Source organism: Burkholderia sp. BCC0506 (genome assembly GCF_902833145.1).
Lineage (GTDB): Bacteria > Pseudomonadota > Gammaproteobacteria > Burkholderiales > Burkholderiaceae > Burkholderia.
The window spans coordinates 102365-115218 of record NZ_CADFEN010000009.1 but is presented as its reverse complement, the minus strand read 5'-3'; the positions used below and the strand labels follow the sequence as shown (position 1 = coordinate 115218).

Here is a 12854-nt window from a genome sequence, read left to right as displayed (position 1 = left end):
TGCGGGTCGTCGTCAATAGGGCGGCAGGTTCAGAAAGCGATGCCGAGCGTCAAATACGGCCGCACGCTGTGGTTGCGCAAGCCGTACGCGACGTCGACGTTGATCGGGCCGACCGGGCTGCGCCAGCGCGCACCGACGCCCACGCCCGGGTAAAACACACGCTCGCCCCACGCATCGGTCGCGGTGCCGATGTCGAAGAACGTCGCGGCGCCCCAGTCGCGGTTGAACCAGTGCTGGTATTCGGCCGTGCCGGTCACCAGGTACTTGGTCGGCAGAACGGAGCCGTCGACGCTGTTGCCGATGCTCTGGTAACCATAGCCGCGCACCGAGTTCGACCCGCCCGCGCGGAACAGCAGCGACGCCGGCACGCCGGTCGAGCTGCCACTCGTAAACACGCCGCCGAGCTCCGCGCGGAACACGAACAGGTCGCGCTTGCCGATCGGCAGATACTGCTGCCCGCGCGCGTAGCCGCGGATGAAGGTTTCGTCAGCCAGCACGTGTTTGACCGCGAAGCCGGCCTCCGCGTGAATCAGGTTGCCCGAGCGCGGGAACAGCGGATCGTCGACGTTGCGGCGGGTCCACGCCCACTGCGGCACGAGCGCGCGGCTCGTGGTCGGCCCCGCGCCGTTCTGGTCGAGCCGGTCCTGGTAGTACATCAGCGAATACGCATAGTCGATGAACTGCCCGGTGCGCGTGCGCTGCACGCCGACCCGCGCGCTGTAGATGCGCGTGTCCGACACGTTGGTGTTCGTGTACGACGCGAGCACGCTGTTGGTCCAGCCCTTCTCGCCCGGCGGCATCGACAGCTGGACCTGCCCGTACTGCTGGATCTGGTCGAGCCGGCCCGACACGGTGAGCGGCCACGCGGCGCCGAACGTGTCGAGATACGTATAGGAACCCTGTACGTGCGGGCCGGTATCGGTCGCGAAGCCGACGCCGCCGCGGATGTTGTTGTACGGGAACTCGCTGACCTTCACGTGCACGGGCGTGCGCTCGGGCTTCGACGTATCGTCGCCGACGTCGATCGCGACGCTCGCGTAGTACGGCGTGTTCTGCAACTGCCGCTGCAATTCGGCGATCCGCTGCACGTCGTAGATCTCGCCTTCCGACAACGGATTGACGTTCGTCACGATCTTTTCCGGATAACGGCGCACGCCGTCGACATCCACCTTGCCGATCGTAAACGTCGGGCCGCTGTCGAACGCGACCGCGAGCGTCGCGCGCTGCGTGCGCGGATCGATGCGCGCCTCGGACGACGCGATCTTCGCACCGAGATAGCGGCGCGACTGCAGTTGCCGCAACGCGGCGCTCTTCGCGTCGTCCCAGTCGGACTGCGTGAACGGGTCGCCCGGCTTCATCGAGAACGCGAAACGGGTCGCGGTTTCCTGCTTCGGATCCTCGGTTTCGACGGGCCCCTTGAACGTCAGGTCGACCGTCGACACGATGGTCTGCTTGCCCGGATCGACCGCGATGCGCACGTCGCGCTTGCCGTCGCGGGTGCGCACGTCGGTGCGCACGACCGGCGAGAAGTAGCCGGCCGTCGCGGCCAGGTCGCGCACCTGCTGCGGCGTGGCGGTCACGAGGAAGTCGAACTGGTCGTCGCTGATGTCGTCGCGTTTCGCGAAGCGGGCAATATCGAGATGGGTCTTGAGGAGCTTGCGGATCGAGCGCGGCGCGTCGATGTCGACGTCGTACTTCGCGTGGGCCGGCAGCGCGAAGCACGCGGCGAGGCAACCCGCGAGGGCCGCCCGTGCGACGCGGGCCGCGGCGGCGGCGCGCGTGCGTGCCGCGCGCGGGAGCGCGTCATGCGCCGTGTGTGCTTGCTGGTTCGACTGCCCCGCCAACTATGACCTCGCCGTCAGGAATGGTTACGGTTTCGTGGAAAACCCTGTATTTGACCACAGGGTGCGAGCGCCACAGCCAAACGATTGTGAAAGAGTGCCAGGCCCCGCAGGGCCGCCCGTACGATGCCCGCCGGCGCCGGCCCGCGGATTCGACGCGCGATTGGCGCCGGCTGTTCCCCGCGATGCGGTAAAATCCCGCCATCGAGAATCCGGCGCGTCGTGCGCCGCCCGAAACGGAAGATCCAGCCATGCCGTACCAGTCCGACGTCACGCAGTTCCTGAACCAGCTCAAGCAGCAGAAGCCGACGCTCGAGGAAGAGCAGCGCAAGGGCCGTTCCCTGCTGTGGGACAAGCAACCGATCGATCTCGAAGAGCGCGCCGAGCAGCAGGAATCGCGCGTGAAGCAGACGCCGTACGTCTACTACCAGAACTTCTGACGACGTGAGCGCCGCCGACGAGGCCAGCGCCGCCCGGCAGGACGACGCGATCGCCGCGCCCGCGGGCGCCGATTCGACGCCCGACACGGTCGACGGTGTCGCGGCGTTCGCTCGCCTGTACGGCGAGCCGCTCTTCAAGCTTCCGCAGGATCTCTACATCCCGCCCGACGCGCTCGAGGTGTTCCTCGAGACGTTCGAAGGCCCGCTCGACCTGCTGCTGTACCTGATCCGCAAGCAGAACTTCAACGTGCTCGACATCCCGATGGCGCAGGTCACCGCGCAATATCTGGGCTACGTCGACCAGATCCGCGCGTCGAACCTCGAGCTGGCGGCCGAGTACCTGCTGATGGCCGCGATGCTGATCGAGATCAAGTCGCGGATGCTGCTGCCGGTCAAGAAGGCCGACACCGGCGAGGAAGCCGAGGATCCGCGCGCCGAACTCGTGCGCCGGCTGCTCGAGTACGAACAGATGAAGCTCGCCGCGCAGCGGCTCGACCAGTTGCCGCAGCTCGGGCGCGATTTCCTGCGCGCCGAGGTGTACATCGAGCAAAGCGTCACGCCGCGCTTTCCCGACGTGAATTCGGACGACCTGCGCGCCGCCTGGGCCGACGTGCTCAAGCGCGCGAAGCTCGTCCAGCATCACAAGATCTCCCGCGAGGAGCTGTCGGTGCGCGAGCACATGAGCCTGATCCTGCGCCGGCTGCAGAACGCGCGCTTCATGGAGTTCGCCGAGCTGTTCGACACGTCGCGCGGCGTGCCGGTCGTCGTCGTGAATTTCATCGCGATGCTCGAACTCGCGCGCGAATCGCTGCTCGAGATCACGCAGGCCGAGCCGTTCGCGCCGATCTACGTACGCCTCGCGTACCTGCCCGCGTAAGGGCCCGCCCCACCGCTTCCCGTTCCCCGGTTCGTCCCGACGCTCACCGCTTCGCCGCGGCGGATGGCCGTCCGGCGAGGCAGCCGGTGCGCCCCGATAAAAAGTGAACGATCGTTCTTTTATCGGTGCGTCGCACGGCCAAATCCTCTACAATCCGCCGACGCCCGATGCGCCGCCCGCGCGCCGGCGTTCTCCGCTTCGACCCCGGCGCCGCTGCTGCGGCGCCAACGCGCACCTGCGCGAGGAACCCGCTACCCGATCATGAAAGTCATCAGCTCGATCCAGGAACTGCGCGACCAGCTGCGCGGACAGAACCGCACGGCGTTCGTGCCGACGATGGGCAACCTGCACGAAGGGCACCTGTCGCTGATGCGCCTCGCGCGCCAGCACGGCGACCCGGTCGTGGCGAGCATCTTCGTCAACCGGCTGCAATTCGGCCCGAACGAGGATTTCGACAAGTACCCGCGCACGCTCCAGGACGATATCGAGAAGCTGCAGCAGGAAAACGTGTACGTGCTGTTCGCGCCGACCGAGCGCGACATGTACCCTGAGCCGCAGGAGTACCGCGTGCTGCCGCCGGACGACCTCGGCGGGATCCTCGAAGGCGAGTTCCGGCCCGGCTTCTTCGCCGGCGTATGCACGGTCGTCACGAAGCTGATGTCCTGCGTGCAGCCGCGCGTCGCCGTGTTCGGCAAGAAGGATTACCAGCAGTTGATGATCGTGCGCCGGATGTGCCAGCAGCTCGCGCTGCCGGTCGACATCATCGCGGCCGAGACCGTGCGCGACGAGGACGGCCTCGCGCTGTCGTCGCGCAACCGCTACCTGACGACCGACGAGCGCAAGGAGGCGCCGGAGCTCGCGAAAACGCTGCAGCGCGTGCGCGACAGCGTGCTCGGCGGCGAACGCGACCTCGGCAAGCTCGAGCAGCACGCGCACACGCACCTGGCCGAACGCGGCTGGGTGCCCGACTACATCGCGATCCGCCGCCGCGCGAACCTGATCGCGCCGAGCGCCGCCGAACTCGAGGCCGGCGAGCCGCTCGTCGTGCTCGCGGCCGCGAAGCTCGGCGCGACGCGCCTCATCGACAACCTGGAAATCTGACGGGCGGCCCGCCCGCGCCTCTCACGACGCATCACGGAGACACCATGCAGCGCCACATGCTCAAATCGAAGATCCACCGCGCGGCGGTCACGCACTGCGAACTGCACTACGAAGGTTCGTGCGCGATCGACGAAGACCTGCTCGAAGCGGCGGGCCTCATCGAGAACGAACGGATCGACATCTGGAACATCAACAACGGCGAGCGCTTCTCGACGTACGCGATCAAGGGCGAGCGCGGCAGCGGGATGATCTCGCTGAACGGCTCGGCCGCGCGCCGCGCGCAGCTCGGCGACCTCGTGATCATCGCGGCGTTCGCGATGGTCGACGAAGCCGAACTGCAGGCCGGCTGGAAGCCGAAGCTCGTGTTCATCGACGAAGGCAACAAGATCAAGGGCCACCGCGATCACGTGCCGGCGCAGAACTGGACGTAAGCTGACCGGCACGCCCGCGTGCCGCGGCATGCGGATGCTGCGATGCGGCTTGCGTCGAAGGGCCGGATACCCGTACGTCACGGGATCCAGCCCTTTTTCATTGGGTCACAGGGATCGCGCCAGCCGGACGGCCGAGCGCTCAGGAAGCCTTCGCGGCCTTCGGCCCGCGGCGCTCGGCCCATTCGACGATCGGCCGCCACTGCTCGAGATCCTTCTCGACACGGCTCTTCGCGACGTCCCACAGCGTCAGGCCGTGCGCGGCGATCTGCACGTAGTTCTGCGTGTCGCGCACGTAGCCGAGCACCGGCAGGCCGAGCCCTTCGACGAACCGGTGCAACTGGTCGGACGAGCGCGTGCGCGCGTCGACCCGCATCCCGACGATCCCGACCTCGACGCTGCCCTTGCGCACCGCCTTCTCGCTGGCGAGGCGCTCCAGAAATTGCTGGGTCGCGAGAATATCGAACATCGACGGCTGCAGCGGCACGATCACCTTGTCGGCCAGTTGCAGCGCGACGTTCAGCCGCGTGCCGTGCAGGCCGGCCGGTGTATCGATCACGGCATATTCCAGCCCGCGCGGCGGCTTCGACGGCGCCTCCGGATCGAGATCCCACGCCTCGATCGCCGGCAAGCCGGCCGGCCGCAGGTCGAGCCATGCATGCGCGGACTGCTGCCGGTCCAGGTCGGCCAGCGCGACCCACGCGCCCTGCGCCGCGAAATAGCCGGCTAGATTGGTGGACAGCGTGCTCTTGCCCACGCCGCCCTTCGGATTCGCCACCACGATGACCGTCATGAATTCCCCCGAAAAAGCCACGCGGCGCCGGCCGCATGGCAGGCGCCGCTCGATTGCGGATACAGGGAGCGATGATATCGGCAAACGGGGTGTCACCGGAACCGGTCGCGCCGAACGGCGTACCGCTTTCGTCCGCTTTCCTTCGCGTCACGCGCGCTGGACCGCGGCCTCCTGCGCGCCGATCGCGAACGCGCCGCCGCCCAGCAGGGCCTGCACGGCCAGCGTGACGGCCCAGAACGCCGGATATTCCCAGCCGCCGTTCGGCGACGCGAAGCTCCAGCCGTTCGGCAGATGCGCGGCGACCGCGCCGAGCATGAACGGCAGCAGCACCAGCGCGGCGATGCGCACGCGCAACCCCACGATGAGCGCGAGGCCGCCCGCCAGTTCGACGAACGTGGTCAGGTACGCGAGCCAGCCGGGCAGGCCGAGCGACGCGAAGAACTGCGCGGTGCCGGGCAGCGTGAAGACGAATACCTTCTGCGCGACGTGGGCGAGATACAGCACGCCGAGGGCGACGCGCAGCAGCGTCGCGGCGAAATCGTTCAGGCGATTGGTGTTCATGGCGGATTCCTTCGTGAGTGGATGGGAATGGATCGCACTCTATTCGAATCGAATCGCCCGATAAACATGCCAATCCGCTTAAATTGATTCCATTCAGGAACGAATTGGATCAAAAAAAGGGCATGACCGATCATGCCCTGCGTCCGGCTCAGTAACCGCGCTTGCCTTGCGTGGCGTCGCCACCGGACTGGCCGCCGCCCGGCGCATACGAATCGCACGCATGCGCGGCCGCCGACACGCCCAGCAACGCCGCGAGCAGTACGCTCCACCCCCATCGCGCCCTCATCGTCGCCCTCCTTCGGGCAGACCTCCGCCCTCCTCTGTTGTACGCGATCGGACGGCAAAAGCGAGGACGGACCGGCGCGGTCTCAACGAAACTCGGCGTACAGCGCGTCGAGATCGAGATGCTCGGCGAACGTGTCGGCCAGCCGCTCGAGCGACGCCTCGCGCAGCGCCGGATAGTCGATGCGGGCCGCGCCGTCGAGCCCCGCCCAGGCGAGCAGCGCCGCGCACGCGTCGGGTGCGTCGAACAGCCCGTGCACGTAGGTCGCGAGGATCTGGCCGTCGGCCGACATCGCGCCGTCGGGCCGCGCGCCGTCCTGCGCGGCATCGGCGGCCAGCATCAGCGCGGGCGTCGCGAGCGCCGGCCCGCGCGTGTCGCCCATGTGGATCTCGTACCCGCGCACGGCCGCCGCGCCCGGCAGCGCGAGTTGTCCGGTCACGTTCTTCAGCGTCTTGTCGGGTTGCAGCGTCGTGTCGAAATCGAGCAGCCCGAGCCCCGGCACGCTGCCGGGCGCGCCTTCGAGACCGAGCGGATCGTCGAGCGTGCGGCCGAGCATCTGCATGCCGCCGCAGATGCCGATCACCTTGCCGCCGTAGCGCAGATGGCGCCGGATCAGCGCGTCCCAGCCCGCGTCGCGCAGCCACGCGAGGTCGCGCTGCACGCTCTTCGAACCGGGCAGGATCAGCAGGTCGGCGTCGGGCACCGGGCCGCTCTTCCAGTACGTGAATTCGACCTGCGGATGCGCGCGCAGCGGATCGAAATCGGTGTGGTTGCTGATGCGCGGCAGCGCGGGCACGACGACACGCAACACGCCGGCGTCGCCCCGCGCGGCGGCGCTGCGCGCCTGCGCGGGCAGCATGTCCTCCGCGTCGAGCAGCAGCCCGTGCAGATACGGCAGCACGCCGAACACCGGCTTGCCCGTCTGCGCGCGCAGCCAGTCGAGCCCCGGCTCGAGCAGCCTGAGGTCGCCGCGGAAGCGGTTGATCACGAAGCCGCGCACGCGTGCGCGCTCGCTGTCGGACAGGCAGGCGAGCGTGCCGACCAGATGCGCGAACACGCCGCCGCGATCGATGTCGGCGACGAGCACGACCGGGCAGTCGACGCGCTCGGCGAACCCCATGTTCGCGATGTCGCCGTCGCGCAGGTTGATCTCGGCCGGGCTGCCGGCGCCTTCGACGATCACCGTGTCGTAACCGGCGCGCAGGCGCGCATACGACTCGAGTACCGCATCGAACGCGACCGGCTTGTAGTCGTGATACGCGCGCGCGTCGAGGTTCATGCGCGCCTTGCCGTGGATGATCACCTGCGCGCCGCGGTCGCTCGTCGGCTTGAGCAGCACCGGGTTGAAATCCGTGTGCGGCGCGACGCCGGCGGCCAGCGCCTGCAGCGCCTGCGCGCGGCCGATCTCGCCGCCGTCGATCGTGACCGCGCTGTTGAGCGCCATGTTCTGCGGCTTGAACGGCGCCACGCGCGCGCCGCCGCGGCGCGCGAGGCGGCACAGGCCCGCGACGAGCGTGCTCTTGCCCGCGTCGGACGTCGTGCCCTGGATCATCAGCGTGCCGCGCGGCCGCGGCTCGGGTGCATTCATCGTGTCAAAGGTCGTCGCGAAGCAAAGGCGGCATTATCGCCCGCGGCAGGTCGCCCGCGCCGTTACAATCACGCGATGATTCCGCACGACCTCACCTTCGTCCTCGGCGGCGCGCGCTCGGGCAAGAGCGCGCATGCCGAGCGGCTCGCTGCCGACAGCGGCCGCCCCGTCACCTACATCGCGACCGCGACCGCCGCCGATGCCGAATTCGCGCAGCGCATCGCGCATCACCGCGCGCGCCGGCCGGCCGATTGGGGGTTCGCCGACGCACCCGTCGATCTCGCGGGCACGCTCGCGCGGCTCGACGATCCGCACGCATGCCTGCTCGTCGACTGCCTGACGCTATGGCTCACGAACCTGCTGTGCCCCGCCGATGGCGAACCGCTCGACGATGCGCAGTACGCGGCGCAGGTCGAGGGGCTCGAACACGCGTTGCGCGGCGCACGCGCGAAGGTGATCGTCGTCAGCAACGAGATCGGGCTCGGCGTCGTGCCGCTCGGGTCGGTCACGCGGCGCTACGTCGACGAGCTCGGGCGCCTGAACCAGCGCATCGCCGCGCTCGCGACGCGCGTCACGCTGCTGGTGGCCGGGCTGCCGCTCGAGCTCAAGGCTAAGGCGCCGTCATGCTGATGCTGTCGCTGCCGGTCGTCGCGATGCTCGCGGTCGCGGCCGCGCTCGTCGACCGCGCCATCGGCGAGCCGGCCGGCTGGCATCCGCTCGTCGCGTTCGGCCGTGTCGCCGCGCGCATCGAGGCCGCGCTGAACACGGGCCGGCGCGGCCGCGTGGCCGGCGTCGCCGCTTGGCTCGCGGCGGTCGTGCCGCCGGTGGCCGTCGCGGCATGGCTCGTCGCCGTGCTGCCGTGGCCGTTCGCGGCCGCGCTGCACGTCGCGTTGCTGTGGTTCGCGCTCGGCGCGAAGAGCCTCGCCGACCACGTCGCGCCGATCGCCGCCGCGCTGCTGCGGCGCGACCTCGACGCGGCGCGCACGCTGACCGCGCGCATCGTGTCGCGCGACACGAGCGGCGCGGACGAAGGCGCGCTGTCGCGCGCGGCCGTCGAATCGGCGCTCGAAAACGGCAACGACGCGATCTTCGGCGCGCTCTTCTGGTTCGTCGCGGCGGGCGGCCCGGGCGCGTTGCTGTTCCGGCTCGCGAACACGCTCGACGCGATGTGGGGCTACCGCACGCCGCGCTTCCTGACCTTCGGCTGGGCCGCCGCGCGCCTCGACGACGCGCTGAACTGGATTCCCGCGCGCCTCACCGCCGCGAGCTACGCGCTGCTCGGCGACACGGCCGCCGCGTGGCGCTGCTGGCGCACGCAGGCGCGCCAGTGGGACAGCCCCAACGCGGGCCCCGTGATGGCTGCCGGCGCCGGCAGCCTGAACGTGCAGCTCGGCGGCCCGGCCGTCTATCACGGCGAGATCGAGGATCGGCCGGCGCTGGGCACCGGCGTCACGCCCACCGCCGTTCACATCGTCGCCGCGCTGTCGCTCGTCACGCGCACGCTCGCGCTGTGGCTCGCGCTGCTGGTCGCGAGCGGCGCACTCGTCATGGCCACCCATCATGTCTGATTCATCCATCGCGCACGGCGGCAACCTGCATGAGGCCGCCCGCCGCCACGGCATTCCGTACGGCGCGTGGCTCGACCTGTCGACCGGCATCAATCCGGTCGGCTACCCCGTGCCGCCCGTACCGGCCGACGCATGGCGCCGCTTGCCCGACGACGGCGACGGCCTCGCGGCCTGCGCCGCGCAGTACTATCACGCGCCCGCCCCCGCGCACGTGCTGCCGGTCGCCGGCAGCCAGGCGGCGATCCGCGCGTTGCCGGCGTTGCTGCCGGCGGGCGTCGCCGGCGTCGCGGCGCTCGCGTACGGCGAATACGCGCCCGCGTTCGCGCGTCACGGCCATCGCGTCGTCGCGCTCGACATCCACGCGGATACGCTGCCCGCGACGCTACGCCACGTCATCGTCGGGAATCCGAACAATCCGACCGCCGAGTTCGTGCCGATCGAGCGCCTGCTCGGCTGGCATGCGCAACTGGCGGCACGCGGCGGCACGCTGATCGTCGACGAAGCGTTCGCCGATACGGGCGCCGCGCCCTCGCTCGCGCCGCAGGTCGATCGTGCGGGGCTCGTCGTCCTGCGCTCGGTCGGCAAGTTCTTCGGGCTCGCCGGGATCCGCGCGGGCTTCGTGCTGGCGTGCCCCGACACCATCGTCGCGTTGCGCGACAGCCTCGGCGCGTGGACGGTCGGCGGCCCCGCGCGCCACGCGGTCGCCGCGGCGTTCGCCGATCGCGCGTGGCAAGCGGCCACCCGCGAGCGGCTCGCGGCCGACGGCGAGCGACTGGCCGCGCTGCTGCGCGCGCACGGCTTCGCGGTTCGCGCGACGCCGCTCTTCAGCTGGACCGACGACCCGCGCGCCGCGGCGCTGCATGCGGCGCTCGCCGCACGCGGGATCTGGACGCGGCACTTCCCGAGCCCGTCGAGCGTGCGCATCGGCCTGCCGGGCAGCGAAGCCGAATGGCAGCGCCTCGGCGACGCGCTCGCGCAGTGCGTGCCGCTGCTGCAGCGGGGCTCCGCATGAATCCACGCCCGTTGCGCCGGCTCACGCCGGCCGCGCTGCCGGCCGCGCTGTTGGCCGCGCTCGCTCACGCGCCGCTCGTCCACGCCGATGTCACGACCCGCGACGACGCCGGCAATACGGTCACGCTGTCCGCGCCCGCGCAGCGCGTGATCAGCCTCGCGCCGCACGCGACCGAGCTCGTCTACGCGGCCGGCGGCGGCGCGAAGCTCGTCGGCACCGTCACGTACAGCGACTATCCGCCTGCCGCGCAAGCAGTGCCGCGCGTCGGCGACAACAAGGCGCTCGATCTCGAGCGCATCGCCGCGCTGAAGCCCGACCTGATCGTCGTCTGGCGGCACGGCAACGCCGAGCGGCAGACCGACGCGTTGCGCGCGCTGCACATCCCGCTGTTCTTCAGCGAACCGAAGCATCTCGACGACGTATCGTCGTCGCTGCGCCGGCTCGGCGCGCTGCTCGGCACGCAGCCGGCCGCCGATGCCGCCGCGACCGCCTTCACGCGCGACATCGCGGCCCTGCGCGCACGCTACGCGGCACGCCCGCCCGTCACGACGTTCTTCCAGGTGTGGGACCGCCCGCTGACCACGCTCAACGGCACCCATCTGATCAACGAAGTGTTCGAACTCTGCGGCGGCCGCAACGTGTTCGCGTCGCTCAAGCCGCTTGTGCCGACCGTGACCGACGAGGCCGTGCTCGCGGCGAATCCGGAAGCGATCGTGACGACGAGCGCGGGCGCGACCCGTTCGAACGACCCGCTGCCGAGCCTCGCGCGCTGGCGCGCGTGGCCCGCGCTGACGGCCGTGGCGCGCAACAACCTGTTCGCGATCGACGGCGATCTGCTGACGCGGCCATCGCCGCGGATCGCGCAGGGCGCGGCCGCGCTGTGCGAGGATCTGGATGCCGCACGTGCGCGGCGGCCGGCGCGCTGATTGCCGGCGATTGGCGCGTTCATCCCGCGCACCGGTGCCCGATGCGTTCGGCTCCCGAGACAGATCGATCGTACGCAGCGTCGCTCAACTGCAGACTCGGGTGCGCCTATTCGTCCCAGTGCACGACTTCCCATGCTTGCGCGTCGTCGTTCGTGTGCAGCCACACGGCCCCGCCCGTCGGCACCGCCCGCGACAGCAGCGTGTCGAGCGGCACGCGCAATACATGCGACGCGAATGCGCGGATCACGCCCGCATGCGTGACGACCCATTGCGACCCGTCGAACCCGGCAAGCGCGTCCGCCTGCCGCGCCACCCGCGCGACGAACCGTGCGACGCTTTCTCCGCCGTGCGCGCAGGCGTGCATCAAATCGGCCGCCCACGCGTCGAGTGCCGCGCAGTCGATATCGTCCCAGCGCTGCATTTCCCACGCGCCGAAATCCATTTCCTGCCAGTCGGCATCGCACCGCAGCGGCGCGTCGAATGTCCGCGCAAGCCGCTCGGCCACCGACGCGCAGCGCGTCAGCGGGCTCGTCCAGACCTGTTCGGGCAACGGCGCGCCGAGTGCCGACAGATGCGCACGCACCGCCTGCGCGCCGCGATCGGCCGCTTCGGCGAGCGGCACGTCGCTGCGCCCGTAGCAGATACCCGGCTCGATGCCGACGGCCGGATGGCGGATCAGGACGACGTCCATCCGAGCACCACGAGATAGATCGCCAGTTCGCCCAGTTGCTGCGCGAAACCGAGACAGTCGCCCGTATAACCGCCGATCCGCTTCACGAAATAGCGGGCCGCCCACGCGCGCACGAGCACGAGCGCCACGCACGCGGCGACACCCATGCGCCAGTCCGGCCAGAACAGCCACGGCAATCCGAACGCCGCCGCGACGCATGCCGCGCGTGCGCCCATGCGCTGCGCAACCGGCTTCGCCTTGCCTTCGGGCCGCACGTAGTCGAGCGACATCAGCAGGCTCACGGCCGTCGCGCGGCTCGCCGCATGCGCGGCGATCATCGTCCATGCGGCGCGCAGCGGCAGCATCGACGCCAGCGCCTGCCATTTCAGCCCGAGCGCGATCACGAGCGCGACCGCGCCGAACGTGCCGATCCGCGAATCGTGCATGATGCGCAGCACGTCGTCGCGCGTGTAGCCGCCGCCGAACGCATCGCAACTGTCGGCGAGGCCGTCTTCGTGGAAGGCGCCGGTCGCGAGCAGCGTCGCGGCCATCGACAGCCCGACCGCGATCGATGCGGGCAGCGCGCGCAATGCGACGAGATAGACGAGCGCGCCCCATGCGCCCACGCACGCGCCGACCAGCGGGAAATAGCGCGCGGCCTGATCGAGATCGCCGGCCGCATGGCCGATCGAACTCGGCACCGGCACGCGCGTGAAATAACCGAGCGCGACGAAGAAGTAGCGCAGTTCGGCCCGCATGCCGCGCG

At 70.1% G+C, this 12854-nt stretch carries 15 protein-coding genes; 8 read left to right on the top strand and 7 right to left on the bottom strand.

Annotation, left to right across the window (positions count from 1 at the left end; genetic code table 11):
• Nucleotides 1–29: 29 nt before the first annotated feature.
• Nucleotides 30–1844, bottom strand: coding sequence for an autotransporter assembly complex family protein (locus HWX62_RS21430; protein WP_175930515.1), 1815 nt, complete (start codon nucleotides 1842–1844; stop codon nucleotides 30–32).
• A 248-nt stretch (nucleotides 1845–2092) separates the two neighbouring features.
• On the opposite strand from HWX62_RS21430, the gene HWX62_RS21425 reads away from it, so the two are divergent.
• From HWX62_RS21425 to panD, 4 genes are all read left to right on the top strand, one after another.
• On the top strand, nucleotides 2093–2281 hold the full coding sequence (locus HWX62_RS21425; RefSeq protein WP_006484044.1) for a DUF3460 family protein: 189 nt from the start codon (nucleotides 2093–2095) through the stop codon (nucleotides 2279–2281).
• Nucleotides 2282–2285: 4 nt separating this feature from the next.
• Nucleotides 2286–3158, top strand: coding sequence for a ScpA family protein (locus HWX62_RS21420; RefSeq protein ID WP_175930514.1), 873 nt, complete (start codon nucleotides 2286–2288; stop codon nucleotides 3156–3158).
• A gap of 261 nt (nucleotides 3159–3419) precedes the next feature.
• The gene (gene panC, locus HWX62_RS21415) at nucleotides 3420–4259 is read left to right on the top strand and encodes a pantoate--beta-alanine ligase (protein WP_175930513.1); all 840 of its coding nucleotides are present in this window, start codon (nucleotides 3420–3422) and stop codon (nucleotides 4257–4259) included.
• A 44-nt stretch (nucleotides 4260–4303) separates the two neighbouring features.
• Nucleotides 4304–4690, top strand: coding sequence for an aspartate 1-decarboxylase (panD, locus tag HWX62_RS21410; RefSeq protein WP_175930512.1), 387 nt, complete (start codon nucleotides 4304–4306; stop codon nucleotides 4688–4690).
• A 139-nt stretch (nucleotides 4691–4829) separates the two neighbouring features.
• Here the strand turns inward: panD and HWX62_RS21405 are convergent, their stop codons facing one another.
• From HWX62_RS21405 to HWX62_RS21390, 4 genes are all read right to left on the bottom strand, one after another.
• Complete coding sequence (locus tag HWX62_RS21405; protein WP_175930511.1) at nucleotides 4830–5480, bottom strand: ParA family protein; 651 nt, start codon at nucleotides 5478–5480, stop codon at nucleotides 4830–4832.
• A 147-nt stretch (nucleotides 5481–5627) separates the two neighbouring features.
• Nucleotides 5628–6041, bottom strand: coding sequence for a DoxX family protein (locus HWX62_RS21400; RefSeq protein WP_175930510.1), 414 nt, complete (start codon nucleotides 6039–6041; stop codon nucleotides 5628–5630).
• A 148-nt stretch (nucleotides 6042–6189) separates the two neighbouring features.
• Entirely contained in the window at nucleotides 6190–6327 is a 138-nt protein-coding gene (locus tag HWX62_RS21395) for a hypothetical protein (RefSeq protein ID WP_175930509.1), read from the bottom strand.
• An 82-nt stretch (nucleotides 6328–6409) separates the two neighbouring features.
• The gene (locus tag HWX62_RS21390; protein ID WP_175930508.1) at nucleotides 6410–7912 is read right to left on the bottom strand and encodes a cobyric acid synthase; all 1503 of its coding nucleotides are present in this window, start codon (nucleotides 7910–7912) and stop codon (nucleotides 6410–6412) included.
• 75 nt (nucleotides 7913–7987) lie between these two features.
• Here HWX62_RS21390 and cobU point away from each other — a divergent pair, with 75 nt between their 5' ends.
• From cobU to HWX62_RS21370, 4 genes are read left to right on the top strand one after another with little or no spacing between them, the layout of a single operon-like run.
• Nucleotides 7988–8542, top strand: a complete 555-nt coding sequence (cobU, locus tag HWX62_RS21385) for a bifunctional adenosylcobinamide kinase/adenosylcobinamide-phosphate guanylyltransferase (RefSeq protein ID WP_175930507.1) — start codon at nucleotides 7988–7990, stop codon at nucleotides 8540–8542.
• Nucleotides 8536–9480: an adenosylcobinamide-phosphate synthase CbiB gene (gene cbiB / locus HWX62_RS21380; protein WP_175930506.1), complete on the top strand. Its 945-nt coding sequence runs from the start codon at nucleotides 8536–8538 to the stop codon at nucleotides 9478–9480. The genes cobU and cbiB overlap by 7 nt, the downstream gene beginning before the upstream one ends.
• Nucleotides 9473–10492 (top strand): threonine-phosphate decarboxylase CobD, encoded by a 1020-nt coding sequence (cobD, locus tag HWX62_RS21375; protein ID WP_175930505.1) that lies wholly within the window; start codon nucleotides 9473–9475, stop codon nucleotides 10490–10492. Before cbiB ends, cobD begins: the two co-directional genes overlap by 8 nt.
• Nucleotides 10489–11418, top strand: coding sequence for a cobalamin-binding protein (locus HWX62_RS21370; protein ID WP_175930504.1), 930 nt, complete (start codon nucleotides 10489–10491; stop codon nucleotides 11416–11418). Before cobD ends, HWX62_RS21370 begins: the two co-directional genes overlap by 4 nt.
• 106 nt (nucleotides 11419–11524) lie before the next feature.
• On the opposite strand, the gene cobC is transcribed toward HWX62_RS21370, so the two are convergent.
• Both cobC and HWX62_RS21360 read right to left on the bottom strand, forming a co-directional pair.
• A complete protein-coding gene (gene cobC, locus HWX62_RS21365; protein WP_175930503.1) occupies nucleotides 11525–12109 on the bottom strand; it encodes an alpha-ribazole phosphatase in 585 nt (194 codons plus the stop codon).
• Nucleotides 12094–12846: an adenosylcobinamide-GDP ribazoletransferase gene (locus tag HWX62_RS21360; protein WP_175930672.1), complete on the bottom strand. Its 753-nt coding sequence runs from the start codon at nucleotides 12844–12846 to the stop codon at nucleotides 12094–12096. Before HWX62_RS21360 ends, cobC begins: the two co-directional genes overlap by 16 nt.
• Nucleotides 12847–12854 lie beyond the last annotated feature (8 nt).